We start from the raw sequence: 25,584 nt of genomic DNA on the forward strand, positions 1-25,584 counted from the left end.
AGCTAATGGCGGATACACGCCCCTTGGCTATTTTTTTAATGGGGCCTACGGCGGCCGGAAAAACAGATACCGCCATCGCATTGCATGAAAAATTAGGGCACGAAATAATCAGCGTCGACTCAGCCATGGTGTATCGGGGCATGGATATTGGCAGTGCGAAACCTAATGCCGCAGAACTTGCCCGGGCGCCGCACCGTTTAATTGATATTCGTGACCCCGCTCAGCCCTATTCCGCGGCGGATTTCCGTGAAGATGCGCTGCAAGAGATGCGGCAAATTAGCGCGGCAGGTAAGGTTCCCCTTCTGGTAGGCGGTACCATGCTGTACTACAAACGCTTGGTTGAAGGCGTGGCTAATTTACCTGCCGCCGATGCTTCCATTCGTCAGCGCTTAGAGGCTCAACGCCAAGCAGAGGGGCTTGAAGGGCTGCACCGCTCGCTTATGAAGGTGGATCCCGCTTCGGCTGCGCGCATACATCCCAATGATCCGCAGCGCTTAATGCGTGCGTTAGAGGTGTACTACGCCAGCGGAAGGCCAATGAGTGTGCTATGGGCAGAGCAGGAGCCGGAAACCTTTCCTTGGCGGGTGCTGTCGATAGCTTTAGCGCCTAATGATCGCTCTGTTTTACACAGCAGAATTGCCCGACGTTTTAAAACAATGCTGGAAGAGGGCTTGATAGATGAGGTGGCTGCCCTCAGAAAGCGCAGCGAGTTTCATCTTAATTTGCCCGCTATGAAAAGCGTTGGCTATCGACAGGTGTGGGAATATTTAGACGGCGAGTATGACCAAGCAGCGTTGTTAGAGCGCGGAATTATTGCCACCCGCCAGCTTGCTAAGCGACAGTTAACGTGGTTAAGAAGTTGGCCATCGCTTACATGGGTAGATTCGCAGCAGCCAGACGCTTTGGATAAGGTGCTGAAATTCGTGCGTGAAAGCAGTCCTTAGCGTAAGATAGTCAGTTCGTAAGCAAGTGTTTTCGAGTGGCCGGTTGACCAGGCCTTTCGGGCAACAAGATTGCGGCGTAGCACCAGTAGGGCACGCCATTAATAACCAACCCCAACGACAGTTTTAGGGAGAGCAACATGTCCAAAGGGCAGTCCCTTCAAGACCCGTACCTGAATATTTTGCGCAAGGAGCGCATTCCGGTCTCTATCTTCCTGGTAAACGGCATTAAGCTGCAAGGCCAGATTGAATCGTTTGACCAGTTTGTCATCTTGTTGCGTAATACCGTCAGTCAGATGGTTTATAAACATGCTATTTCTACGGTAGTGCCCTCGCGCAATGTGCGCTTGCCAGCACAAGATCCAGCCGCGCCTGACGCGGACATCTAAGCCCGCTGGATAGCAAGAGAGTCTATGAGGTATTGATTGTTTTTTGAACGCCCAGATGCCGGTGAAACGGCAGTACTTGTTCACGTTGACTTCCATGATGAACAAGCACGTGAAGACCCGGGTGAGTTCTTGGAACTCGTGCGCTCTGCTGGTGCAGAGCCCGCGACATTGCTCACAGCTAGCCGCCAGCGTCCTGATTCCCGTACGTTCATAGGGACAGGTAAGTTGGAGGAGCTGCGGGCAATGCTCGCTGCTCACGAAGCCGAACTGGTGATCTTCAACCACACGTTAAAACCTTCCCAAGAGCGCAATCTTGAGCGTGAGCTTAAGTGTCGTGTGCTTGACCGTACTGGCTTGATACTTGATATCTTCGCGCAGCGGGCAAGAACTCACGAAGGCAAACTGCAAGTAGAGCTTGCCCAGCTTGAATACATGTCTACGCGCCTTATTCGCGGGTGGACTCACCTTGAGCGCCAGAAAGGCGGTATTGGCCTCCGTGGCCCTGGTGAAACTCAGCTTGAAACCGACCGTCGCTTGTTGCGTGTTCGCATTAAATCGATCCATAAGCGACTGGATAAAGTGCGCAGCCAGCGCGAGCAGAACCGTCGCGCTCGCTCGCGGGCAGAAATCCACAGTGTATCGCTGGTAGGCTATACCAACGCGGGTAAGTCAACGTTGTTTAATGCGTTGACGAACGCTGAGGTATACGCGGCTGACCAACTATTCGCGACGCTCGATCCAACGCTTAGGCGCCTTGAAATTGAAGATGTTGGTCCCGTTGTGTTGGCCGATACGGTAGGCTTTATTCGTCATCTTCCCCATAAGTTGGTCGAGGCGTTTCGTGCCACCTTGCAAGAGGCGGCCGAAGCATCGCTGTTGGTGCATGTGATTGATGCGGCTGACCCAGACAGAGACTTGAACGTAGAGCAAGTGAATCGCGTTCTAGAAGAAATAGGCGCCGACAGTGTGCCTGTTCTTAAGGTCATGAATAAAATTGATAGGTTGGATAGTGCGCCACGCATCGAGCGCGATGGCCACGGTTCACCTGAAGTTGTTTGGCTGTCTGCTCAGCAAGGTCAAGGGTTAGAATTGCTACATGAAGCGCTAACCGAGCGCCTGGCAAATGATGTTATCGGCTTTTCGCTGACGCTTTCGCCTGAGCAGGGCAAATTAAGAGCGGGACTGCATGAATTAAACGCTGTACGGGAAGAGTCTTTTGACGAGCATGGGCACTCAGTATTAGATGTGCGTTTGCCAAGGCGAGACTTTAATCAGCTAATGGCCCAGCTAGGCGAGCGCGCTAATACCTATTTACCGCAAGCGCTGCGCGAAACTGATGAATGGTAGCTTTTGACGCTGATAGTAGGCCCTAGCAACACGCCTGCTTTCAGTTTTTATCTACTTGTTTGTAGAAAAATGGTACAAGATTGATATAGCAATAATATTAAAAAGCACGACGGCCCTTTCTGAACAAGGCCGCGTGTAGGTGAACACCTTAGTGGAGACGAAGTATGGCCTGGAACGAGCCTGGTGGTGGTAACCAGCACGACCCCTGGAGCAGCGGTGGCCGACGCGGTAATAACAGCGGCGGAGATCGTGGTGGCAACGGCGGTAATAATGGTGGCAATAACGGAGGTAACAACGGCGGCAATAATCAAGGGCCTCCCGACCTTGACGAAGCGCTAAAGAAATTCCAAGACAAGCTTAACGGTATGTTAGGCGGTGGCAAAAAAGGGGGTGGTGGTAAAGGGAGTGGTAAAGGGGATGGTGGTAAGCCCCGCAACTCCTTGGCCCTACCCGGTCTGCTGGTTATTGTTGCCTTGGCTATCTGGGCTGCGTCAGGCTTCTATTTGGTTGACCAATCGGAACGCGGTGTCGTGCTACGCTTTGGTGAATACCAGGGCATTGTCGACCCTGGCTTACAATGGAACCCACCGCTTATTGATGATGTGCGCATGGTGAACGTGACGCGGGTGCGTTCAGTATCGCAAACCCAATCAATGCTTACCCGCGATGAGAACATCGTCGAAGTGGAAATTTCCGCTCAGTACCAAGTGGCTAACCCGCGTGATTTCGTACTTAACGTTCGAGATCCAGGGCTTTCTATCGAGAATGCTCTGGACTCCGCACTGCGTCACGTAGTGGGTGGCACCGACATGATTGATATTTTGACATCGGGTCGTGAAATTCTAGGTAGCTCGGTGGCAAGCCGTCTTCAGTCTTACCTAGACGCCTATGGAGCAGGTATTCGTCTACAAACCATCAACATTGAGTCAACCTCAGCGCCCGAACCGGTTATTGATGCCTTTGATGACGTTATTCGTGCTCGTGAAGATCGTCAGCGTACGATTAACGAAGGTATGGCGTATGCCAACGCTATTATTCCAGCTGCACAGGGTCAGGCGCAGCGTGTGGTAGAGCAGGGGCAGGGTTATCGCGAGTCGGTAGTTGCTGAAGCACAGGGTCAGGCTAACCGCTTTAATGCGCTGTTAACCGAGTATCAAAATTCGCCCGCGATTATGCGCGAGCGTATGTACCTGGATGCTATTGAAGAGGTCTTCGGTAACACACCTAAGGTCTTGCTAGATATTAGTGAAAATGCACCACTGATGTATCTGCCCTTAGATCAAATGAGAGGCGGTTCAAGTGGCGGTAGCTCTAGCAGTAGTAACAGCAGCAGTAATAGCAGTGAGGCGATTGATCCGCGCGTATTAGATTCTCTGCGCAGTGGTCAAGGTAGTTCGTCGTCCTCAGGTAATAGCTCCATTCGCAGGGAGGGCCGCTAAATGATTAATAATCGATCCCTGCTAATCGTAGGTGGCCTTGCCGCCGTGGCATGGTTGGCCAGTAACAGCCTGTATGTGGTGGATGAAACCGAACGTGCTGTTAAGCTCCGTTTTGGTGAGGTTATTGAAGAGAATATCCAGCCGGGTCTGCACACCAAAATACCGATTGCTCAAACAATCCGTAAGTTTGATACCCGTCTGCTTACGTTGGATACCGACACAAGTCGTTACCTGACCCTTGAGCAGAAAGCTGTCATCGTTGATTCCTACGTAAAATGGCAGGTAATCAACCCGACACGTTACTACGAAGCGACTGCGGGCGATGAGTTGATGGCTATTCGCCTGATTCAGCCGCGTGTCGACGAGAGCCTACGTAACGAGTTTGGTCGACTTAACTTGCAGGAAATCATTGCAGAACGTCGTGATGACCTGATGACAGGGCCAACATCTGAACTCGACGAGCTAATGCGTGAAGAACTGGGTGTGGCGATACGTGATATCCGTATCAAGCGTATTGACCTCCCGCAAGATGTTTCGGCGGCGGTATTTGAGCGGATGCGCTCTGAGCGTGAGCGTGAAGCCCGTGAGTGGCGTGCTCAGGGTCAAGAAGAGGCCGAGCGGATTCGCGCCAATGCGGATCGCCGTCGTCAGGTACTGCTAGCCCAAGCTAACGAGCGTTCTGAAACGCTGCGTGGTGAGGGTGATGCCGAAGCGGCCGCTATCTTCTCCCAGGCGTATAGCCAGGATCAGGAGTTCTTCGCTTTCTGGCGTAGCTTGAACGCTTATCGTGAAAGCTTCGCGGGCGATAACAACTTGCTGGTGCTTGAGCCAGATAGCGATTTCTTCCGCTACCTGCGCAGCGCAGCGCCCAACACCGGCGAGTAAGTTTGCTGCCGGAACCCCAGCAGGCATGATGCATGACTGCTGGGGTTCATCTGGCGCACAAACGTGATAGACTTTATTGACCGGGCGTCGCCCGGTTTTTTTGTGGCCCTCGTTTCACTAATGCTCTCCTGGATGCGCATCTAACGCGTAGCAGAGGGGCTGGGTAGAAGGGCCTTCATCGTCTCGCAGGATTGTTCACATGACCATCGCTGACCGCTGGCTACTGCCCGACGGCATGGATGAGGTGCTGCCGCCTCAGGCAAGCCGCATGGAAGAGCTGCGCCGTGCGCTGCTTGATCTCTACCATTGCTGGGGCTACGACCAAGTAATGCCGCCGCCGGTGGAGTTTTTGGACTCTTTGCTCACCGGTACCGGCACCGATTTAGATCTCCAGACGTTTAAGCTGACAGATCAATTAACCGGCCGCATGATGGGGGCGTCTGCTGATGTTACCCCACAGGTAGCGCGTATGGACGCTCATTCGCTAAAGCGTCAAGGGCCGGTGCGTCTGTGCTACTGCACTAATGTGCTACGTGCCAAAGCTGACCAGCACCAAGGCGGGCGTAGCCCGGTTCAAGTAGGCGTTGAGCTGTTCGGTCATGCAGGCTTGGAGGCTGACGGCGAAATTATTCATTTGGCGCTGTCTAGCCTAAAAGCCGCTGGGGCTGAAGAGGTCCACTTAGCGCTAGGCCATATTGGCATCTACCGGAGTCTGGTAGAAGCAGCTGCGTTGAGCGATGAGCAAGAGCGAGGGCTGTTTGCAGCGCTGGCGTTAAAGTCGCCCGGGCAGTTGGCTGAGCAGGTCAGTGCTAGTGTTAGTGACCCCGTGCTGGCCGATATGCTAATGGCGCTGGGCGAACTGCATGGCGATGCAAGCGTGCTGGGCGAGGCCCGCGAGCGTTTTGCTGGTGCGCCTGCCTCAGTGACCGCAGCGCTTGATCAGTTAGAGGCGCTCTATAAAGGAGTGTTGGCACGTTTTGATGTATCGCTCTATTTTGATCTAGCAGAGTTGCGCGGCTATCAATACCACACGGGTATGATGTTTGCGGCTTATGTACCAGGCTATGGACATGCGCTTGCAAAAGGCGGACGCTACGACGATACGGGCCGTGCCTTTGGTAGAGCGCGACCAGCGACTGGCTTTTCAATGGATTTAAAACAGCTGGCATCGTTGTCGTTAGCATCACCTAGCGGTGGGGCTGTTTGGGCGCCTGCCCAAGAAGAGGAGTCGCTTAACACGGCCATTGCTGCGCTACGCGAGCAGGGTGAACGCGTTATTCAAGCGCTGCCTGGGCAGCGTACTGGGCCGGCGGAGCACAGTTGTGACCGCCGTCTTGAGTTTATTGATGGCCGTTGGCAGACAACGGCCCTGACACAAGAGACGAGTGCATAATGGGTAAGAATGTCGTAGTCCTGGGTACCCAGTGGGGCGATGAAGGTAAAGGTAAAATTGTCGACCTGCTTACCGAGTCAGCCTCAGCGGTTGTTCGCTTCCAAGGCGGCCATAATGCTGGTCACACGCTGGTGATTGACGGTGAAAAAACAGTTCTTCACCTGATTCCCTCAGGCGTGTTGCGTCCCGGCAAAACCTGCGTAATTGGCAACGGTGTGGTGCTATCGCCCGAAGCGCTCATCAAAGAGATTCGCGAATTGGAAGCCAAAGGTGTGCCGGTGCGTGAGCGCCTGCGCCTTTCGCCTGCCTGTCCGCTAATTCTGCCTTATCACGTTCGCTTGGACCAAGCGCGTGAAAAAGCCCGCGGCGTGGCCAAAATTGGCACTACCGGGCGTGGCATTGGCCCTGCCTATGAGGATAAAGTGGCGCGCCGTGGCCTGCGTTTGGGCGATATGCTTCACCGCGAACGTTTTGCTTCCAAGCTTGGCGAAGTGCTGGATTACCACAACTTCGTCCTGGTGAACTACCACGGTGAAGAGGCGGTAGACTTCCAGGAAGTATTGGACAGCGCCATGCAAATGGCTGAAGAGCTTCGCCCGATGGTGACCGATACGGTCAGCATGGTGCATGACCTTCGTAAAGCGGGTGATAATATTCTGTTTGAAGGCGCCCAGGGCTCGCTGCTGGATATCGACCACGGCACCTATCCCTACGTAACCAGTTCCAACACCACCGCAGGTGGTACGGCAACCGGATCAGGCGTTGGCCCGCTATACCTGGATTACGTGCTGGGTATCACTAAGGCGTACACCACCCGCGTTGGTTCCGGTCCGTTCCCTACCGAGTTATTTGACGTTGACGGACGCCACCTGGCCGAGCGTGGGCATGAGTTCGGTGCCACCACTGGCCGCCCGCGTCGCTGTGGCTGGTTTGACGCCGTAGCGCTGCGTCACGCGGTGCAAATCAACTCGGTATCAGGTATCTGTTTAACTAAGCTTGATGTACTGGACGGCTTGGAAAATATCCGCGTGTGCGTTGGCTATCGTAGTAAAGATGGTGAAGTGCTGGATAATCCGGTTGATTCGGAAGGCTACGAGGCAATCGAGCCGCTTTACCATGACCTACCAGGCTGGAAAGAGTCTACGCTGGGCGCTAAACGCGTAGAGGATTTGCCTGCTAACGCTCGTGCGTATATCAGCTTCTTAGAAGAGCAGGTAGGCACCAGCATTGACATTATTTCCACTGGACCTGATCGTGTCGAAACTATTGTGCTGCGTAACCCATTTCACGACTAAGAATACGTTGTGATTTAGCAGCATAAAGTAAGTCGCGTTAAGCTGCGTAAGCAAAGGAAGGGGCGATTTGATCGCCCCTTCCTTTTTTTAGCGGCACAGAACGTTAGAAATCGATACCGCGGCGTGCCTGTAGGCCGTTATTGAAGGCATGACGCACTTCCTGCATTTCAGTCACTGTGTCTGCCATGGCCACCAGCTCACGGTGGGCATTACGCCCAGTCATAATCACAGTCTGTTCCGCAGGACGATTGATGAGCGCCTGCTTAACGGTGGCAATATCTAAATATCCGAACTTCAGCATATAGGTAATTTCATCTAGCACAACTAAGTAGGTGTCAGGGTCGGCGAGCATTTTCTCCGCCTCTTGCCATACCGCTTGGCAAGCCTGGGTGTCAGCCTCTCGGTTTTGGGTATCCCAAGTAAAGCCAGTGGCCATAATTTCAACGCTTAAATTTGGGTCTTCCTCCAAACGGTTGCGCTCACCGCACTCCCACTGGCCTTTAATGAACTGCACCACACCTACTTTATAGCCGTACCCTAGCGCCCGGGTAACGGTGCCCCAGGCAGCCGTTGTTTTGCCTTTGCCGTTGCCAGTATTTACCAGCAGCAGCCCACGCTGCTCAGTGGCATTGGCCACTTTTTCATCTACGCGGGCTTTCAGTTTTTCCATGGACGCCTTGTGGCGTGCATCGCGATCACTCATGGTGGCTCCTGGGTGCTTGGTTAGCTTGACGTTGGTTAGGGTAAGCGATCTTTAAGGAATTAACACCATTGCGCATAAGGTTTGTATAAAATTGCTTGTTGCTTGGATAAGTGTTTGCCTAACTAAAAATCTCGCTGTTTAGGAAGAGGATTAGCCGGGCAGGGGCTTGCTGCTCTAGAATAGTGGGTCATGTCTTGTCAGGAATTACGCCATGCCCTCATTTGATATTGTGTCCGAATTTGATCAGCACGAAGCATCTAACGCCGTTGACCAAGCAAATCGCGAAGTCCAAACCCGTTTTGATTTTAAAGGGGTCGATGCAAGCTTTACTCTGGAAGGCGAGAAAGTTCAGCTGGAAGCGGAAGTCGATTTTCAGCTCAAACAGATGATTGAAGTGCTGCGCAACCGTTTGATTGCCCGTGGTATTGACGCCCGTTGCATGGATATTCAAGACGCGCTGCTTTCGGGCGTTAAAGCACGCCAGGAAGTGGTGCTTAAGCAAGGGCTTGACCCGGCAGAAGCCAAAGATGTGGTGAAGCGCATCAAAGCTAGCAAATTAAAAGTACAGGCTCAGATCCAGGGCGAAAAAGTACGTGTGACGGGTAAAAAGCGCGACGACTTGCAAAACGTGATGGCGCTGCTGCGTGGCGAAGAAGGTCCTGAGTTGCCGCTGCAGTTTGATAACTTCCGCGATTAATCTGCACGCTACTCATTTGATGCGATAGCGCCCGATGCGGCGCTATCCTCCCACTTAAAAGCTTACAGGAGTCACGCACTATGTCTGATCCGCAGCCGGTTTACTTAAGCGACTATCAGCCGCCCGCCTACCACGTTACCCATACCGAGCTGACGTTTGATCTTGACCCCGCCGCGACTCGCGTTAAAGCGCGATTAATGATTGAGCGCCACGCTGAGGCAAGTGCTGATGCTCCTCTGGTGCTAAATGGCGAACACTTAACACTAGTTAAGCTCGCTATTGATGGCAAACCTCTCACCGATACAGATTACCAGCGTGATACCGACACGCTACGTATTGAGCGCGTACCCGCAACGTTTAGCTTGGAAAGCGAAGTGGAAATTGCGCCTAGCAGTAACACCGCGTTAGAAGGGCTCTACCAGTCCAACGGTATGTACTGCACCCAATGCGAAGCAGAGGGCTTTCGGCGGATTACTTTCTATCCTGACCGTCCCGATGTGATGGCGACCTTTAAGGTCACCGTGATTGGCGACGCTACGAGCGAGCCAGTGCTTTTAGCCAACGGCAATCCCGTTGATCAAGGTACAGTGGATGGCGGCCGTCACTTTGTGACCTGGGAAGACCCGCACCCTAAGCCGTGCTATTTATTTGCGTTGGTAGCCGGTGACCTGCGTAAAGTTGAAGATCACTTTACGACCATGAGTGGGCGTGACGTGACGCTTCAGCTTTGGGTAGAGCAGGATAATCTCGATAAAACAGAGCATGCTATGGCATCGCTTAAGCGTGCCATGACCTGGGATGAGCAGACCTATGGCCGTGAATACGACCTAGATCTATTTATGATTGTGGCAGTAAACGACTTCAACATGGGGGCCATGGAGAACAAAGGGCTTAATATCTTCAACTCCGCAGCGGTACTTACGCACCCTAACACTGCAACAGATTCAGCTTATCAAAATGTTGAGGGTATTGTTGCCCATGAATATTTTCATAACTGGTCGGGTAATCGGGTTACGTGCCGTGACTGGTTCCAGCTGTCATTGAAAGAAGGTTTTACGGTTTTTCGCGACCAATGCTTTTCAGCGGATACCAATTCAGCACCCGTTAAACGCATTCAAGACGTATCATTTTTCCGTACAGCGCAGTTTGCTGAAGACGCCGGGCCAACGGCACACCCGATCCGCCCCGACCACTTCATTGAAATCACCAACTTCTACACCCTGACGATTTATGAAAAGGGTGCAGAAGTGGTGCGTATGCTGCGTAATCTATTGGGCTGGGAAGCGTTCCGTCGCGGCTCTGATCTCTATTTTGAGCGCTTCGATGGCCAAGCGGTCACTATTGAAGATTTCGTTGGCTGCATGGCGGAAGTCTCAGGCGCTGATTTAGGCCAATTTATGCGTTGGTACGCCCAGGCAGGCACGCCGGAAATTGATGCCCATGGCGAGTATGACTATGCCCATGGCGAGTATCACCTCACGCTACGCCAGCGCACGCCCTCAACCCCGGGCCAGTTTGATAAGCTGCCGCTGCATATTCCTGTGCGGATGGGCTTGGTGGGTACCAAGTCAGGGCAAGACCTAATGCTGACCCTGGAAGGCGAGAAGCTAGGTAAAGACGCAGTTATTCACCTGCGTGAAGATGAGCAAACATTTGTATTTACCGATGTGGCAGAAGCGCCGGTTCCTTCATTGTTGCGCGATTTTTCGGCACCCGTAAAACTGCACTTTCCATACTCCCGTGAAGACCTAGCCTTCCTGCTTACCCACGATAGCGATGGCTTTAACCGTTGGGATGCAGGGCAGCGTTTGGCCATGCTGGCGCTGGATGATCTAATTGCCGCTCATCGTAACGGCGTCGAAAAAGTCATGGATGGACGTGTCGTTGAGGCGTTTAGAACGCTGTTAACGGGGCAAATGAGCGACAAAGCCGTGCTGGCTGAAATGCTGACACTTCCCTCAGAGGCATACATTGCTGAGCAGCAGCCTATTATTGATGTTGATGCGATTCACGCTGCCCGCGAGTTCGTGCGCCAATCGCTAGCGATGGCGCTACGCGATGAATTTCTCACTATCTACAATGACAACGTAAGTGAAGAACGCTACGCCCCGTCGCCAGAGCAAATTGCTCAGCGGGGCCTTAAAAATGTAGCGCTGACGTATTTAATGTCGATTGAGGATGATCAGGGGCTGGCACTGTGTGAAGCGCAATTTGCTGCGGATCATAATATGACCGATGTGCGTCATGCGTTAACGCTGCTGGTGCATAGCGACCGCGATGACCTTGCCTCCCCAGCGCTTAAAGCATTTGGGCAGAAGTGGGCGCATGATCCGCTTGTTATGGATCAATGGTTCACGATTCAGGTATCGCGGCCGCAGCCAGATGTTCTGGAACGAGTCGAGTATTTAATGCAGCACCCGGCGTTTTCAATTAAAAACCCTAATAAGGTGCGTGCGTTGATAGGGGCCTTTGCTCAGAATAGAGTCAATTTCCATCGCCTAGACGGCAAAGGCTACGCTTTGCTAGCGGATGTGGTGATTGAGCTTAACCGGATAAATCCTGAAATAGCCGCGCGACTGATTACGCCGTTAACTCGCTGGCAGCGTTTTGATGACGTGCGCCAGCAGTTGATGCGTGAGCAGCTTGAGCGCATTAAGCGCGAGCCGCTATCATCAAATGTGTTTGAGGTGGTCGAGAAAGCGCTGGCCTGATAGGTGCTGGCGAATTAACCATGGAAAGGGAAAACCTAGGTGGACGATTCACAGCAACGTTATTTACTCATTATTAATGGTAAGTCTGCCGGTAATCCGGAACTTCGCGAAGCCGTTGAAGAGCAAAGAGAGGCAGGCAAGCAGATTATCGTTCGTTCAACCTGGGAGGGGGGAGACGCGGCTACATTTGCTGCTCAAGCGGTTGAACTGGGGGCAACCTGTGTGGTTGCCTGCGGTGGCGATGGAACTGTCAGCGAAGTGGTTAATGGCTTGATGCAGCTAGCGCATGATCAGCGTCCTGCAATGGGTATTGTGCCCCTTGGCAGCGCCAACGATTTCGCTACATGTGTTGGGTTGCCACTGGAGCCAGGGCCTGCATTAGCCGCGGCGTTGACGCTTTCAGCGTCGCCCATTGACGTGGTGCGCGTAACAGCAGAAGCGCAAGGCGAGGAGTTCACCAGCTACTATGTCAACATGACGACAGGTGGCTTCGGAGCTGAAATTACCTCATCCACCCCTAAAACGCTAAAGCGCATGCTGGGTGGGGGGGCTTATTCGTTGATGGGCGCACTGAAGGCATGGCGGCACCAAAGCTATCGCGGCACGCTGCACTGGGGCGATGAGGAGCGCAGTGCTGAATTACTGCTATTAGCACTAGGTAACGGGCGCCAGTCGGGTGGAGGACAAGTATTAGCCCCCAGCGCCAAGTTAGATGACGGCCGCTTAGATGTGCTGGTGGTTAAGGATTTCACTTCTGTTTTAGAACTGCCAACGTTAATCAGCGAGTTGCAGCAGTTCCCTAAAGAGGGTCGCTATGTGAGCTACTTCACCGTCAGCCAGCTAACGGTGACCACCCAACAAGATGATCCTCCCTGGCCGTTAACGCTGGATGGAGAAGCGCGGCATTATGACCGATTCTGCGTTGAGATTGTGCCACTGGCATTGAAGGTGCTGCTACCTGATGAGTGCCCGCTATTGGCAGCGAATGATCGATGCTAAAGGCGGCTGCTATTTTTAGCGGCTGCTACAATTTTAAAATATAGCCACCTGAGGAGAATGGTTCGATGGTAAATCGTTTATGGATACCTGCGCTTGCTGCCCTAGCACTGCTGCTAAGTGCCTGTGGTGAAAGCCAGGAAGAGCCTACTGTCGCCCCTGAAGAGAGTGCATCATCAGTATCGGATGATGAGGTGGTTCAACAAGAGGATGCGCCTGCAGCAGCAGAGAATGCCGCAGAAATGCCCGATCCTGAAGAAATTGAGGATGATGTAGAAGCGCGTCAAGCCGCTGAAGAGCTTGAGCAGGCCGAAGCGTTACGCGCTGAAGGCGAAGATGAGTTGGATGAAGAGCAGCCCCAAGGCGCTGAAGAGATACAGGCTGGAGAAGACACCTTAGCTGCAGACCCAGAAGATGCATTAGATGAAGCAAGCGCAATGCCTGGGGAAACAACACGTTCAGATGTCGATGATGTTATTGCTGAAACAGAGCGCCGTTTTGAAGAGGCCCAGCGCCGCTTGGAGCAACAGTTCCAGGAAGTAGAGCAGCAGTCCACTGCTCTGGAGCCGATGGAGAGTGACGATTTTTCCTCAAGCTGGGAAACGGAGAGCAGTTTGCCAGAGAGCCCTCGTTTAGAGGATGACCTGGAAGCTACCGATGTTGATGCGCTAATCGAAGATACTGAGCGTCGTTTTGAAGAAGCTCAGCAGCGATTAAACGAGCAGTTTGAAGAGATTGAACGGGAACGTACCAATGGTGCAGGTATCGATGGCTTAGAACCTTACAGTTCTGAAATGGATAGTTCAGAGGGGGCTAATAGCCAAGAAGATGGCTCAGAAGAAGCGGACACAGAAGAAAACGCTGATGATACAGAGGTAGAGCTTGAGAGCTTAAACGCCACTCAATAAGCCCTCACGCGTGAGTTTACCCACAAAAAAGGCCCGCACTTCGGGCCTTAGGGATATGCGTAGTTGGCGCTGTTTTGACTGCTTTAAGACGGGGTGTTGTTGGTCACTCCACCGTCGCCAATTGTTAATGGCTAGGCTAGGCGGATGTTTGATGCCTGAAGGCCTTTTTTACCCTGGGTGACGTCAAAGCTAACCTTTTGACCATCAGGCAGGGTCTTAAAACCCTCCGCTTGGATTTCAGAAAAGTGTGCGAATAGATCATCGCCACCGTCATCAGGTGCGATGAAGCCATAACCTTTGGTGTCGTTAAACCACTTGACAGTGCCAGTTGCCATTGTTCATATCCTTAACATGCTTAGTGAAGTAACGAGCAGGGTGATTGTGTGCTCGCCAAAATCACTTTAGAAGCAAAAAAACAGCGCGTCCAGCGACGAATGAGCAACGCTTTTTAACCTATTGGGCTTATATGATGGTGCAAATCACCTTTTTAGATGGGCAATTTATTTCTTTTTTGATTGCGATTACGCTGCTTTCAATAAGTCCTGGAGTGGATACTCTGCTGGTAATACGTAATACCGCTCGCGGTGGCGTTCGAGATGGCGTAGTAACGAGTATCGCTATTTGTTGCGGGCTATTTGTGCATGCCACTATTTCAGCGCTGGGTATCTCTTTAATTCTGCTGCAGTCAGCATGGGCTTTTCATCTGCTTAAGCTTGCCGGGGCGGCTTACTTGATTTGGCTTGGTGTGGCTAGCCTGCTGGCGGCTCGCCGAGGTACCGCATTGCCCGTCCAAAGTGTTTTGCAAACCGCATCGCCAGTATCTATCTGGCAACCGGTTAAAGAAGGGTTGCTCTCTAACGTACTTAACCCCAAAACGGTCGTGTTCTATATGGCTTTTTTGCCACAGTTTATCGCGCCAACAGACCCTGCTTTATTAAAGTCGCTGTGGCTAGCCGGTGTTCATTTTGTGATTGCCAATATTTGGCAAATTAGCGTTGTGTTAATGGTAGGTGGGGCAAGTAAATGGCTGGCCAGCGCTCGTTTTGCGCAAACATTAAATGCAGCCACTGGGGCTGTGTTGATAATGTTTGGTGTGCGCTTAGCCCTAGAGCAGCGCCCGGTATAACCGGGCGCTAGCTCAAGCAATTAAGTCCGTTAAGTGATTAGCGGCGAACGAGGAGGGCCCGGTCATAGTGTACGGCTTTCTCATTCTCACTGAGTAGAGATACGCCGTCGCTATTCCCGCCGTTGGCTAAGCTTTCGAAAATAACGCGGTAGCTAAGGACTGCTTGAACATAATCGCGGGTTTCTCGGAACGGAATGCTCTCCACGAACAAATCAAATGACTCCACGCCGCTACCCAGCCACTGGTCTACCCGCCCGGGGCCTGCATTATAGGCGGCTGCAGCGGCTAGGCGATTGCCCTGGTAGCGCTCAATTTTGTCGCGTAGATAATTGCTACCCAAGCGGATATTGAGTTCTGGATCTAGTACGCCATAGGGGCCTGGGTCGTTAAGACCTAACTGGCGGCTGACCTGGCTTGCTGTGCCTGGCATTAGCTGCATGAGGCCCCGTGCACCTGCTGGCGAAAGAGCAACAGGGTTATAAGCGCTTTCACGACGGGTAATGGCCATTAATAGGAACGGGTCGACGCCGGTTAAACGCCCCCAGTGCATAAAGCTGTCGTGATAAGCGGGGGGGAAGCGCCAGTCAAGGGCATCCCACATCTCAGCAGCAATGGTGGTTTGCACTAAGCGCGCGTGCCACTGCTGGTTTGCGGCGTAGTCAGCAAGGGCGCGCGCCTGCTGAGGAGTGCCATTGCGCACAGCGTGTAGCCACTCACTGTTGGCAAGCCCCTCTTCACCAATACGCAGTAACGCCTCGGTACGCTGTACGGCGGGCAGCTGCGCCGTTAGTTCTCTGGATGCCTCATCAAAATGATTGCGTTCTAAGTTGAGCTGATAAGGCTGATTAAGCCGTTCAGCAGCGGCAAAGCCGTAAAAGCTGCGGTCAGTAGCCGCCTGGCGATAGCGTGCTTCGGCAGCATCGTGGTTACCGAGCTGATGGTTGGCCCGTGCCAGCCAATACTGCCAGCGGCTCCTCTCTTGCTGGCTGGCTGGCATTTCTGCAATCCAATGCATGACTTCTGTCCATTGACGCTCGGCCAGGGCGCGGCGAACCCGAAGTTCCAGTACGCGCTCACTTTCTAGGCTGGGTAATACACTGTCTATCCAACTTAAGGTGCCTGGCACATCGCGTACTAAGGCATAAAAAGCTAGCTCTTCTTCAATCGGCTGCCGGTCGGCGGCTGCTAAGCTCAAACGTGGCCCGATCTCCTGCCAAGCCGAAAAGGCAGCGGGGGTATTTTCCCGCGTGTAGCGCTGCATGGCGGCTTTGTAAAAGGCGGATGTAGCGGCACATTCAGGGCCAAGGCAGGCGGGTGCTGAGGTGAGTGCGCGGGAGTTATTGCTAACAGACTCAACCGTCTCGCGGGCCGTTTGCCATTGGCCACTTAGAAGCCCGCCTAGGTAACTGCTTAAACGCTCCTCGCCCGCTTGCCACGCAAGCATTTTTCGTTCCCAAATAGCCGTGGCATTAATCGTTCCATCTGATCTTAGGCGGCTAAATAGTGCGTTACAGGCATCAGGCTGTGAGCTGCCGACCCGCCATAGCGCAAGGCCTGCTTCTCTAGCCTGCTGAGGCTCTCTGTCCAGCAGGGCCGTATAGTAATAGCACTGGCGAGCGGTGCCTGCGGGCTCGCCGTCAGCGACTGCTAGCAGATCGCCAAAGCGGCCTGCGTGGCCGTACTTGGCGATGGCTTGACCCCGCATCCACTCGGATAAGGGAGAGTCGGCATGCTGGTCTATAAAGCGCTGTATTTGGCTAGACGAAACATTCGGCAACTGGCCACGCAAGCGGTGATACTCAACGTAGCCATTAAGAATATGCCCCTCAATTGCGCGCTCATCAACCTGCTGCCACTGCTGCTGACGCGCTGCTTCAAGGGCATCGCGCATAGCGGCGTCAGAGGCTGCCCAAGAGACAACCGGTAACCCTACCAATACAGCCGTACAGAGGCTGCGAAGGGTGGAACGAAATGGCGAAGCCTGCATGACACGTCCTCTTGCTGGCTAGCGGGCTAACAGCCGCTATGGTGAACTTAAAGCGTAAACAGTGTTCTGACAATCGTGACACTTAGAGGATTCAATTGCGATGACCCCATTATCCACTTGGTGGTTATTACGTCGACTAAAAACCCGCGTATGGGCAGTTAGACGCATTGGTCGTGCATTAAAGACATTTGTGCCGATGACCCGTGATGTACTGCGCGGCGATTTCCGTCCGGTACCCTGGTCTGCATTTGGCATGACGGCGTTTGCCCTGGCCTATTTGATCATGCCCTTCGACCTCATTCCCGACTTTCTGCTGATTATTGGCCTTGTCGACGATGTAATAATTGTAGGTTGGTTGTTAAACCGCATTGATCTGCGCCTCGTTGACTACCGTGCTTGGAAGTACGCCAGCGTCGATACTTATGCTTCTCCACATTCAGCTTCTTGAAATCGCGCTGCCTAACCCCATATTGAGTTCACATCTTTTTCGCTTCTGTCTTCTGTAGGCGGAAGCATCCAGTAAAACGTGAACAATGAGGGCTAAGCGCATGACGACTGCGACCCACGAAGAAACTCTTGGCTTTCAAACGGAAGTTAAGCAGCTCCTAAACTTGATGATTCACTCCCTGTACTCCAACCGGGAAATTTTCTTACGCGAGCTTATTTCTAACGCCGCTGACGCCTGCGATAAATTACGCTACGCCGCGCTAGACAACGATGCGCTGTACGAAGGCGACAGTGAGCTGCGTATTGAAATTGAGCACGATAGCGACGCTAACACCATTACCTTGCGCGACAACGGCATTGGTATGAATCGTGAAGACGTGATTGCTAACCTGGGTACCATTGCCCGTTCAGGCACTGCCGAGTTTCTTAAGCAGCTTTCCGGTGAGCAGCAAAAAGACGCCAAGTTAATTGGCCAATTTGGTGTGGGCTTTTACTCAGGATTTATCGTCGCTGATGAAGTGTCGGTACGCACCCGCAAAGCGGGCACAGCCGCCTCTGATGGGGTTGAGTGGCGCTCGAAAGGCGAGGGTGAGTTCACGGTTGCTGATATTGAGCGTGAGGTTCATGGCACCGAAATTACCCTGCATCTTAAAGAGGATGCTAAAGAGTTCGCAGATGACTACCGCCTGCAGAGCTTAGTGCGTAAGTATTCAGATCACATCGAAGTGCCGGTGCGCATGCCGAAAATCGAAACGGCAAAAGACGACGAGGGCAACGAGATAGAAGGTAGTGAAGTGACTACCTGGGAAACCGTCAATGAAGCCACCGCGCTTTGGGCACGCCCGAAAAGTGAGGTGTCCGACGACGAATATAAAGCGTTTTACAAGCACGTTGCCCATGACTTCAGCGACCCGCTAACCTGGAGCCACAACAAGGTTGAGGGCAAGCTCGAATACACTAGCCTGCTCTATGTACCTGGTCGTGCGCCGTTTGATATGTTCGAGCGTGACGGCGCTCGTGGCGTCAAACTCTACGTTCAGCGCGTGTTTATTATGGACGACGCCGAACAGTTCTTGCCGCTTTACCTGCGCTTTATTAAAGGCGTGCTGGATACCCGTGATCTATCGCTGAATGTGTCCCGCGAGCTGCTTCAGCAAGATCCCAAGGTTGATAAAATTAAGGGTGCATTAACTAAGCGCGGCTTGGATATGCTCAAAAAACTGTCCAAAGACAGTGAGCAGTACCAGACGTTCTGGAATACCTTTGGTAGCGTGCTGAAAGAGGGGCCGGGTGAAGATTTCGCTAACCGTGAAAAAATTGCCGGTCTACTGCGCTTTGCTTCTACCCATACAGACTCTGCTGCCCAAGAGCACTCCTTGGCAGATTATGTTGAGCGCATGAAGGAAGGCCAGAAGAAGATCTACTACGTGGTGGCGGACAGCTTTAATGCGGCAAAAAACAGCCCACACTTGGAGATTTTCCGTAAGAAAGGTATTGAGGTGCTGCTCCTCTCTGACCGCGTTGATGAATGGTTAATGAGCCACCTGACTGAGTTTGACGGTAAATCCTTTGCCGATGTGGCAAAAGGTGAGCTAGACCTTGGCGATGTGGAAGACGAGGCCGAGAAAAAAGCGCAGGAAGAGACCGCTAAAGCGAAGGAAGACTTGGTGAAGCGCGTTAAAGAAGCGCTAAGCGACGGCGTGCAGGACGTAAAAATTACCCATCGCTTAATAGACTCGCCGGCCTGCGTTGTTCTGCCGGAACATGAAATGGGCTACCAGATGCGCCGCATTATGGAAGCCGCCGGCCAAAAAATGCCGGAAGTAAAGCCTATTTTAGAATTGAACCCTGAGCATGCCCTAGTGGCGCGTTTGGAAAACGCCGAAGGCGATCTGTTCGGTCAATTAGCCCATATTCTGCTGGATCAGGCCATTATCGCTGAAGGTGGCCAGCTAGACGACCCAGCTGCTTACGTTAAGCGACTCAACAGTGTATTAACTGCCTAATGAACAGCTAACGCTGCCACGGCCCGCTTGAAACCCAAGCGGGCCGTTTAGTTTGGTAAGGTATGCCGCATACGAGTGAACAACTACCAGGATATCGTTATGGCTGAACAGCAGATCAATGTCGCGGTACTTGGCGGCGGCAGTTTTGGGACTGCGCTGGCCAGCATTGCCGCAGATAACGGCGCTAATGTGCGCCAGTGGATGCGCGATGAGGCGCTGGTAACGCAAATTAACCACGAGCATCGCAACGGGCGCTATTTGCCGCACTACGCCATTAACCCGGTGGTACAGGCGTCTACGGATATGCAGGCCGTGCTTGAAGGTGCCGAGTTGGTATTAATTGCAATACCTTCCAAGGCCTTTCGTAGCGTTGTGCAGGCTGCAAAGCCTTGGCTGACGTCTACGCAAATTTTGGTCAGTACTACCAAGGGTATTGAGCAAGACAGCTTTTTACTGATGAGCCAAGTGCTTGAGCAAGAGACAGGCTTTACGCATATTGGCGTGATTGCAGGGCCTAATTTGGCATCTGAAATAGCTGACAAGCAGCTAACCGCTACGGTGATTGCCAGTGCCGACGCGCTTACCCGCACACGAGTGCAGCAAGCGCTAGGCTGTGGCTATTTTCGTGTGTACGCCAGCAATGACCGCCACGGTGTTGAGCTGGGCGGCGCGCTCAAAAACATTTACGCCATTGCCGCTGGTATGGCGGCAGCGCTCGGCATGGGCGAAAACACCCGCAGTATGCTGATGACCCGTGCGCTGGCTGAAATGAGTCGCTTTGCGGTCGCCCAGGGAGCTAACCCTATGACGTTCTTGGGCTTAGCCGGGGTGGGTGATTTAATTGTTACCTGTTCGTCTAACTTGTCTCGTAACTACCGAGTAGGCTTTGCTATGGGTGAAGGGCGCAGCCTAGAAGAAGCTGTCTCGGCGCTTGGGCAAGTCGCAGAGGGCGTGAACACGGTTAAACTGGTGTGTGAAAAGGCTCGCGAAATGGGCGTTTACATGCCGCTGGCGGAGGGGTTAAACCGCGTGCTGTTCGAGGGCGTGCCTGCTCAGGAGATGGCGGGAACGCTGATGATGGGCGAGCAAAGCAGCGACGTGGAGTTTATCTTGCCCCGCGAGGCCGTTCAGCAGGCGCACCGCAACAGCGGAGGCTGGCATGAGTAGCGGAGCGCGCCAGCTGCTGATTATGCGCCATGGGGAAGCCGCCCCTGGCTTGCCTGATCACGCTCGGTTGCTTACGCCACGTGGCGAACAAGAAGCCGATAGCATGGCGCGCTGGCTGGCAGCGCGAATTGAGCAGGGCGAATTAGCGCAACCCATACTGTATGCAAGCCCTTATGTGCGTGCCCAGCAAACGGCCCAGCGCTTTAGCGATGCCTTAGGTGTGGCGCTTCATACCCTGGACTTTATTACGCCGGATGATTCGCCTGCTGCTGTGAGTGATTGGCTGCTGAGTCAGCCTGAAGGTGACGCGATTATGTTGGTCAGTCATATGCCGCTAGCGGGCGATTTGACGGGGCTTTTAGTAGAAGGGGCCGCTAGCCAAGGGGTAGGGTTTCCTACTGCGGCAATCGCGGAGCTGGACGCTGACGTTTGGGCCGCAGGCTGCGCGCGATTAACCCGTTTTACTCAGCCTGGTGAGTTGTTATAGCGATACAAAAAAGCGGCTGCCAAGGCAGCCGCTAGGATCCATACAATATACGTCAATATTAAGGGTGCTTTAGACCGTTGCACTCGGTTTTTTACAACAGCGCATCCAGTTTCTCTTTGAGCAAGCCGTTTACCTGCTGTGGGTTAGCGGTGCCCCGAGAGGCTTTCATTACCTGCCCCACAAAATAGCCAATCATCTTGCCGCGTTTTTCTGGCTCAGAATCACGGTATTGGGCCACTTGGGCCGGGCTTTCAGCGATCACTTGGTCGATCATCGCTTCAATGGCCCCGCTGTCAGTCACCTGCTTAAGGCCTTTGGTTTCGATGACCTCATCGGCCGACTCACCCTGACCATTCCAGAGCGCCTGGAAGACCTCTTTAGCGGCCTTGCCATTAATGGTGTCGTCCAGTACGCGGCTGATCAGTTCGCCTAGCTGGCGCGCAGACACTGGGCTGTTAGTAATGCTCAAGTTTTCGCGGTTTAGCGCGCCTGACAGCTCGCCTTGCACCCAGTTAGCGGCCTGCTTAGCATCGCCGCATACCCGGTGTACTTCCTCAAAAAACTCAGCCATTTCACGGCTGGCAGAGAGTACGTTTGCGTCGTAAGCAGATAGCCCAAGCGCGGCTTGAAAGCGCGCCCGTTTGTCAGCGGGTAGCTCGGGCAGTTGGCTTCGCAGGTGCTCAAGGTACGCCTGATCTAACACCACCGGGAGTAGGTCCGGGCAGGGGAAGTAGCGGTAGTCGTTAGCTTCTTCTTTGGTACGCATGCTGCGAGTTTCATCGCGTTCGGGGTCAAACAGGCGGGTTTCCTGTACCACCTTACCGCCATCTTCGATCAGCTCGATTTGACGCTCAACTTCAAAAGCGATGGCCCGCTCGACAAAACGAAACGAGTTGACGTTTTTAATTTCCGCACGGGTGCCAAAGGCTTCCTGGCCTTTCGGGCGCACCGACACGTTAACGTCGCATCGCATGGAGCCTTCGGCCATGTTGCCGTCGGAAATGCCCAGATAGGTCACGATGGAGTGGATTGCTTTGAGATACGCCGCAGCTTCTTTCGCGTTGCGCATGTCTGGCTCAGAGACTATTTCCAGCAGCGGCGTGCCTGCTCGGTTTAAGTCAATACCGGTCATGCCGTGGAAGTCTTCGTGCAGCGATTTGCCTGCGTCTTCCTCAAGGTGAGCGTGGTGAATGCGAATACGTTTAGTGGTGCCGTCATCCAGGGTTATCTCAACTTCACCGGCACCCACAATTGGATGATACATCTGGCTGGTTTGATAGCCTTTGGGCAAATCCGGATAAAAATAGTTTTTGCGGTCAAACACTGACACTTCAGGAATGTCGGCATGAACCGCAAGACCGAACTGCACCGCCATGGCGACGGCCTGCTCGTTAAGTACTGGCAAGACGCCTGGCAAGCCTAAATCAACGGCGCAGGCCTGTGTATTTGGCTCTGCGCCAAAGGCAGTCGAGGCGCCGGAGAATATCTTTGAGCGTGTTGCAAGCTGAACATGGACTTCAAGCCCAATCACCGTTTCCCATTGCATTAGGCGTTCTCCTCGGCAAAAGCAGGACGTTTTAAGTGCCAATCGGTGGCTTGCTGAAACTGATGTGCCACGTTAAGCAGCTGCGCCTCGGCAAAGTGGGTGCCCAGAATTTGTAGGCCGATAGGACGACCTCCCGCAAAGCCCGCGGGTACGCTAATGCCTGGAATGCCTGCAAGGTTGACGGCAATGGTGTAGATATCTTGCAAGTACATTGATACTGGGTCTTTTTTAGCGCCAAGATCAAAAGCAGGCGTAGGCGAGGCTGGGCCCATCAGTACGTCCACATCTTCAAAAGCGTCTAAGAAATCCTGGCGTATTAGGCGGCGTACTTTTTGCGCTTTAGTGTAGTAAGCGTCAAAAAAGCCTTCGGACAGCGTGTGGGTGCCGATCAGAATGCGGCGTTTAACTTCTTCACCAAACCCCTCTGCCCGCGAGCGGGTGTAAAGGTCAATCAAGTCAGCCGGCGCATCGCAGCGATGGCCAAAGCGCACACCGTCATAGCGGGAGAGATTAGAAGACGCTTCGGCCGGAGCAATGACGTAGTAAGCGGGAATCGCATAATGGGTGTGCGGCAAGCTAACTTCTCTCACCGTGGCACCTAACGATTCATAGACCTTCACCGCTTCGCGGACGGCTTTCTCAACCTCAGGGTCAAGGCCGTCGCCAAAATACTCTTTCGGCAGGCCGATTTTGAGTCCTGACAGCGGTGCATTAAGGGTTTCGGTGTAGTCAGGAACGCCGCGGGCAACGCTAGTGGAATCGCGCACATCATGCCCGGCAATCACGTTGAGCAGATGGGCACAATCTTCTGCACTGCGCGCCATGGGGCCTGCTTGGTCAAGGCTTGAGGCGTAGGCGATGATGCCGTAGCGGGAGACGCGTCCGTAGGTAGGCTTCAGGCCTGTGATGCCGCAAAATGCCGCGGGTTGGCGAATAGAGCCGCCGGTATCAGTGCCCATGGCGGCGGGTACTAGCCCTGCTGCTACGGCAGCGGCGCTACCACCTGAGCTGCCACCGGGCACTGCTGATAAATCCCAGGGGTTTTTCACCGCGCCGAAGTAGCTGTTTTCATTGGATGAGCCCATGGCGAACTCATCCATATTGGTTTTGCCCAGGCTGATGGTGCCGGCCGCGCTGAGTTTTTCTACCACGGTGGCATCATAGGGCGCGATAAAGTTATCGAGCATTTTTGAGCCGCAGGTGGTTTTCACTCCGTGGGTACAGAAAATATCTTTCAGTGCCAGGGGAATGCCTGCCAGCGCTCCGGCGTTGCCCGCTGCGCGTGCTTGGTCGGCAACGTCGGCCTGATTGAGCGCTTGCTCAGCGGTCACAGTGATAAAGCTATTGAGCGTCCCATCGGCTTGCTCAATGCGCTGTAAAAAGTGCGAGGTAAGCTCGCGGCTGGAAAACTCGCCGCTTTTAAGCGCAGCGGCCAGTTGGGTAACGGTTTTGTCATGCATGACCCGGAAGCTCCGTTCGGGGGCGAAAAGGAGAGGCGGAGAGAAAACAGCGCCGCCCGCTGGGCGGGCGGGGGTTTCCACTCATTCCACTATTTATTCCACGACGCGCGGTACAAGGTAGAGGCCTTCTTCCACCGCGGGGGCGCAGCGTTGGAAGTTATCGCGCTGGTTGGTTTCCGTTACCTCGTCAGCACGCAGGCGCTGGGTGGCATCCAGCGGGTGTGCAAGCGGCACAACACCTTCTGTATCAACGCTTTGCAGTTGATCGACCATGTCCAGGATGCGGCTTAGGTCGTCCACAAAGCCACTGGCTTGGTCATCGCTAACGGCGAGTCGGGCCAAGTGCGCGGCCCGGCGCACATGAGAGTCTTCAAGCGCCATGATCGAGATTTCCTCGCAAATGTGATGGAACATATTCCGCGTTCAGCGGTATACATACGGTCATCTTAAATTCGTCTTGTGTTGCAGACGTAGAAAATAGCCGCAAAAGGTACCACATATTGGCCCTTGCGGGCAGTGTTAGGCGAGACTCGCGCTTGCTGCCAAGGGGTTGCGGTGATACCGTTTGCATCCGCACAGGGTTCCCGGTCTGCACTAGGTAACAACATCCATGTTCAAACGTCTGAGGGGGCTGTTTTCCAGCGATCTATCGATCGACTTGGGTACGGCCAACACACTGATTTATGTACGCGGTCGTGGCATCGTTCTCGATGAGCCGTCCGTGGTTGCCATCCGCCAGTCTGGCAATATGCGCAGCGTGGCGTCGGTAGGCACCGATGCCAAACGTATGCTTGGCCGCACGCCAGGCAACATTACCGCCATCCGCCCGATGAAAGATGGCGTTATCGCCGACTTTACCGTTACCGAGCAGATGCTTCAGCACTTTATCCGTAAAGTCCATCAGAGCACTTTCCTCACACCAAGCCCTCGGGTTCTGGTCTGTGTGCCGTGTATGTCCACCCAAGTGGAACGACGTGCAATCCGCGAATCAGCGGAAGGCGCTGGCGCTCGTGAAGTGTTTCTGATTGAAGAGCCAATGGCAGCGGCCATTGGTGCTGGGCTTCCGGTAGAAGAGGCTCAAGGCTCGATGGTGGTGGATATCGGTGGTGGTACCACTGAAATTGCCATTATCTCGCTTAATGGCGTGGTTTATTCAGAGTCTATTCGCGTCGGTGGTGACCGTTTCGATGAAGCAATCACTGCGTACGTGCGCCGTCACTACGGAAGTCTAATTGGCGAAGCCACTGCTGAGCGCATCAAAGAAGAGATTGGTTGCGCTTACCCCGGCGGCGAACTGCGCGAGATCGATGTGCGCGGTCGTAACTTAGCTGAGGGTATTCCGCGGAGCTTTACACTTAATTCCCACGAGATTCTAGAGGCGCTGCAGGAAACGCTTGCCTCTATTGTGGCGGCGGTGAAGAGCGCACTTGAGCAGTCTCCGCCAGAGCTTGCCTCTGACATCGCTGAGCGTGGTTTGGTGCTAACTGGCGGTGGGGCTTTGTTACGCGATCTTGATAAGTTGATTGCTGAAGAAACAGGCTTACCCGTGATTGTGGCGGAAGATCCGCTTACCTGTGTCGCGCGAGGCGGCGGTAAGGCGCTTGAAATGATTGATCAGCATACCTTTGAGTTGCTGTCTAGCGACTGATAAGAG

Annotated in this window: 23 protein-coding genes; 17 read left to right on the forward strand and 6 right to left on the reverse strand. The window is 53.5% G+C overall.

Going from position 1 to position 25,584, the window contains the following annotated elements:
* The first annotated feature begins 5 nt into the window (after positions 1–5).
* From BB497_10310 to BB497_10340, 7 genes are all read left to right on the forward strand, one after another.
* Positions 6–944, forward strand: coding sequence for a tRNA (adenosine(37)-N6)-dimethylallyltransferase MiaA (locus tag BB497_10310; protein AVI64334.1), 939 nt, complete (start codon positions 6–8; stop codon positions 942–944).
* Positions 945–1,081: 137 nt separating this feature from the next.
* Entirely contained in the window at positions 1,082–1,330 is a 249-nt protein-coding gene (locus BB497_10315; GenBank protein ID AVI63053.1) for an RNA chaperone Hfq, read from the forward strand.
* Positions 1,331–1,366: 36 nt separating this feature from the next.
* Positions 1,367–2,677, forward strand: coding sequence for a GTPase HflX (locus BB497_10320; protein ID AVI63054.1), 1,311 nt, complete (start codon positions 1,367–1,369; stop codon positions 2,675–2,677).
* Positions 2,678–2,841: 164 nt separating this feature from the next.
* Positions 2,842–4,116 carry an HflK protein gene (locus BB497_10325; protein ID AVI63055.1) on the forward strand — a complete coding sequence of 425 codons (1,275 nt, stop codon included), beginning with the start codon at positions 2,842–2,844 and terminating at the stop codon, positions 4,114–4,116.
* Entirely contained in the window at positions 4,117–5,001 is an 885-nt protein-coding gene (locus BB497_10330; protein ID AVI63056.1) for an HflC protein, read from the forward strand.
* A 199-nt stretch (positions 5,002–5,200) separates the two neighbouring features.
* Positions 5,201–6,394 carry an ATP phosphoribosyltransferase regulatory subunit gene (locus BB497_10335; protein AVI63057.1) on the forward strand — a complete coding sequence of 398 codons (1,194 nt, stop codon included), beginning with the start codon at positions 5,201–5,203 and terminating at the stop codon, positions 6,392–6,394.
* Positions 6,394–7,689: an adenylosuccinate synthase gene (locus BB497_10340; GenBank protein ID AVI63058.1), complete on the forward strand. Its 1,296-nt coding sequence runs from the start codon at positions 6,394–6,396 to the stop codon at positions 7,687–7,689. Before BB497_10335 ends, BB497_10340 begins: the two co-directional genes overlap by 1 nt.
* A gap of 103 nt (positions 7,690–7,792) precedes the next feature.
* Here BB497_10340 and BB497_10345 read toward each other — a convergent pair whose 3' ends face one another.
* Positions 7,793–8,392, reverse strand: coding sequence for a cob(I)yrinic acid a,c-diamide adenosyltransferase (locus BB497_10345; GenBank protein ID AVI63059.1), 600 nt, complete (start codon positions 8,390–8,392; stop codon positions 7,793–7,795).
* A 211-nt stretch (positions 8,393–8,603) separates the two neighbouring features.
* Here BB497_10345 and BB497_10350 point away from each other — a divergent pair, with 211 nt between their 5' ends.
* The 4 genes from BB497_10350 (at position 8,604) to BB497_10365 (ending at position 13,704) form a co-directional block, all read left to right on the forward strand.
* A complete protein-coding gene (locus BB497_10350) occupies positions 8,604–9,089 on the forward strand; it encodes a YajQ family cyclic di-GMP-binding protein (protein ID AVI63060.1) in 486 nt (161 codons plus the stop codon).
* Between the two features lie 80 nt (positions 9,090–9,169).
* On the forward strand, positions 9,170–11,800 hold the full coding sequence (locus BB497_10355) for an aminopeptidase N (GenBank protein ID AVI63061.1): 2,631 nt from the start codon (positions 9,170–9,172) through the stop codon (positions 11,798–11,800).
* A gap of 39 nt (positions 11,801–11,839) precedes the next feature.
* A complete protein-coding gene (locus tag BB497_10360) occupies positions 11,840–12,799 on the forward strand; it encodes a lipid kinase YegS (protein ID AVI63062.1) in 960 nt (319 codons plus the stop codon).
* Positions 12,800–12,864: 65 nt separating this feature from the next.
* Complete coding sequence (locus BB497_10365; protein ID AVI63063.1) at positions 12,865–13,704, forward strand: hypothetical protein; 840 nt, start codon at positions 12,865–12,867, stop codon at positions 13,702–13,704.
* A gap of 131 nt (positions 13,705–13,835) precedes the next feature.
* On the opposite strand, the gene BB497_10370 is transcribed toward BB497_10365, so the two are convergent.
* Positions 13,836–14,039 (reverse strand): cold-shock protein, encoded by a 204-nt coding sequence (locus tag BB497_10370; GenBank protein AVI63064.1) that lies wholly within the window; start codon positions 14,037–14,039, stop codon positions 13,836–13,838.
* A 134-nt stretch (positions 14,040–14,173) separates the two neighbouring features.
* Between BB497_10370 and BB497_10375 the strand changes: the two genes are divergently transcribed.
* On the forward strand, positions 14,174–14,830 hold the full coding sequence (locus tag BB497_10375; protein ID AVI64335.1) for a threonine transporter RhtB: 657 nt from the start codon (positions 14,174–14,176) through the stop codon (positions 14,828–14,830).
* 37 nt (positions 14,831–14,867) lie between these two features.
* Here the strand turns inward: BB497_10375 and BB497_10380 are convergent, their stop codons facing one another.
* Positions 14,868–16,817 carry a lytic transglycosylase gene (locus BB497_10380; GenBank protein ID AVI63065.1) on the reverse strand — a complete coding sequence of 650 codons (1,950 nt, stop codon included), beginning with the start codon at positions 16,815–16,817 and terminating at the stop codon, positions 14,868–14,870.
* A 100-nt stretch (positions 16,818–16,917) separates the two neighbouring features.
* Between BB497_10380 and BB497_10385 the strand changes: the two genes are divergently transcribed.
* The 4 genes from BB497_10385 to BB497_10400 all read left to right on the forward strand — a co-directional run bounded on the left by BB497_10385 (position 16,918) and on the right by BB497_10400 (position 20,924).
* Positions 16,918–17,265 carry a hypothetical protein gene (locus BB497_10385; protein AVI63066.1) on the forward strand — a complete coding sequence of 116 codons (348 nt, stop codon included), beginning with the start codon at positions 16,918–16,920 and terminating at the stop codon, positions 17,263–17,265.
* Between the two features lie 100 nt (positions 17,266–17,365).
* On the forward strand, positions 17,366–19,270 hold the full coding sequence (locus BB497_10390) for a molecular chaperone HtpG (GenBank protein AVI63067.1): 1,905 nt from the start codon (positions 17,366–17,368) through the stop codon (positions 19,268–19,270).
* Positions 19,271–19,369: 99 nt separating this feature from the next.
* Positions 19,370–20,437, forward strand: a complete 1,068-nt coding sequence (locus BB497_10395) for a glycerol-3-phosphate dehydrogenase (GenBank protein ID AVI63068.1) — start codon at positions 19,370–19,372, stop codon at positions 20,435–20,437.
* Positions 20,430–20,924: a phosphohistidine phosphatase SixA gene (locus BB497_10400; GenBank protein AVI63069.1), complete on the forward strand. Its 495-nt coding sequence runs from the start codon at positions 20,430–20,432 to the stop codon at positions 20,922–20,924. The genes BB497_10395 and BB497_10400 overlap by 8 nt, the downstream gene beginning before the upstream one ends.
* 91 nt (positions 20,925–21,015) lie before the next feature.
* Here the strand turns inward: BB497_10400 and gatB are convergent, their stop codons facing one another.
* The 3 genes from gatB to BB497_10415 form a co-directional block, all read right to left on the reverse strand.
* Positions 21,016–22,470, reverse strand: a complete 1,455-nt coding sequence (gatB, locus tag BB497_10405; GenBank protein ID AVI63070.1) for an aspartyl/glutamyl-tRNA amidotransferase subunit B — start codon at positions 22,468–22,470, stop codon at positions 21,016–21,018.
* Positions 22,470–23,930, reverse strand: coding sequence for an aspartyl/glutamyl-tRNA amidotransferase subunit A (locus BB497_10410; GenBank protein ID AVI63071.1), 1,461 nt, complete (start codon positions 23,928–23,930; stop codon positions 22,470–22,472). Before BB497_10410 ends, gatB begins: the two co-directional genes overlap by 1 nt.
* A 93-nt stretch (positions 23,931–24,023) precedes the next feature.
* Positions 24,024–24,311, reverse strand: coding sequence for an asparaginyl/glutamyl-tRNA amidotransferase subunit C (locus BB497_10415; protein AVI63072.1), 288 nt, complete (start codon positions 24,309–24,311; stop codon positions 24,024–24,026).
* A 229-nt stretch (positions 24,312–24,540) separates the two neighbouring features.
* On the opposite strand from BB497_10415, the gene BB497_10420 reads away from it, so the two are divergent.
* A complete protein-coding gene (locus BB497_10420; GenBank protein AVI63073.1) occupies positions 24,541–25,578 on the forward strand; it encodes a rod shape-determining protein in 1,038 nt (345 codons plus the stop codon).
* Positions 25,579–25,584: the final 6 nt, after the last annotated feature.

Origin of the sequence: Halomonas sp. GFAJ-1 (assembly GCA_002966495.1) — a bacterium.
Lineage (GTDB): Bacteria > Pseudomonadota > Gammaproteobacteria > Pseudomonadales > Halomonadaceae > Vreelandella.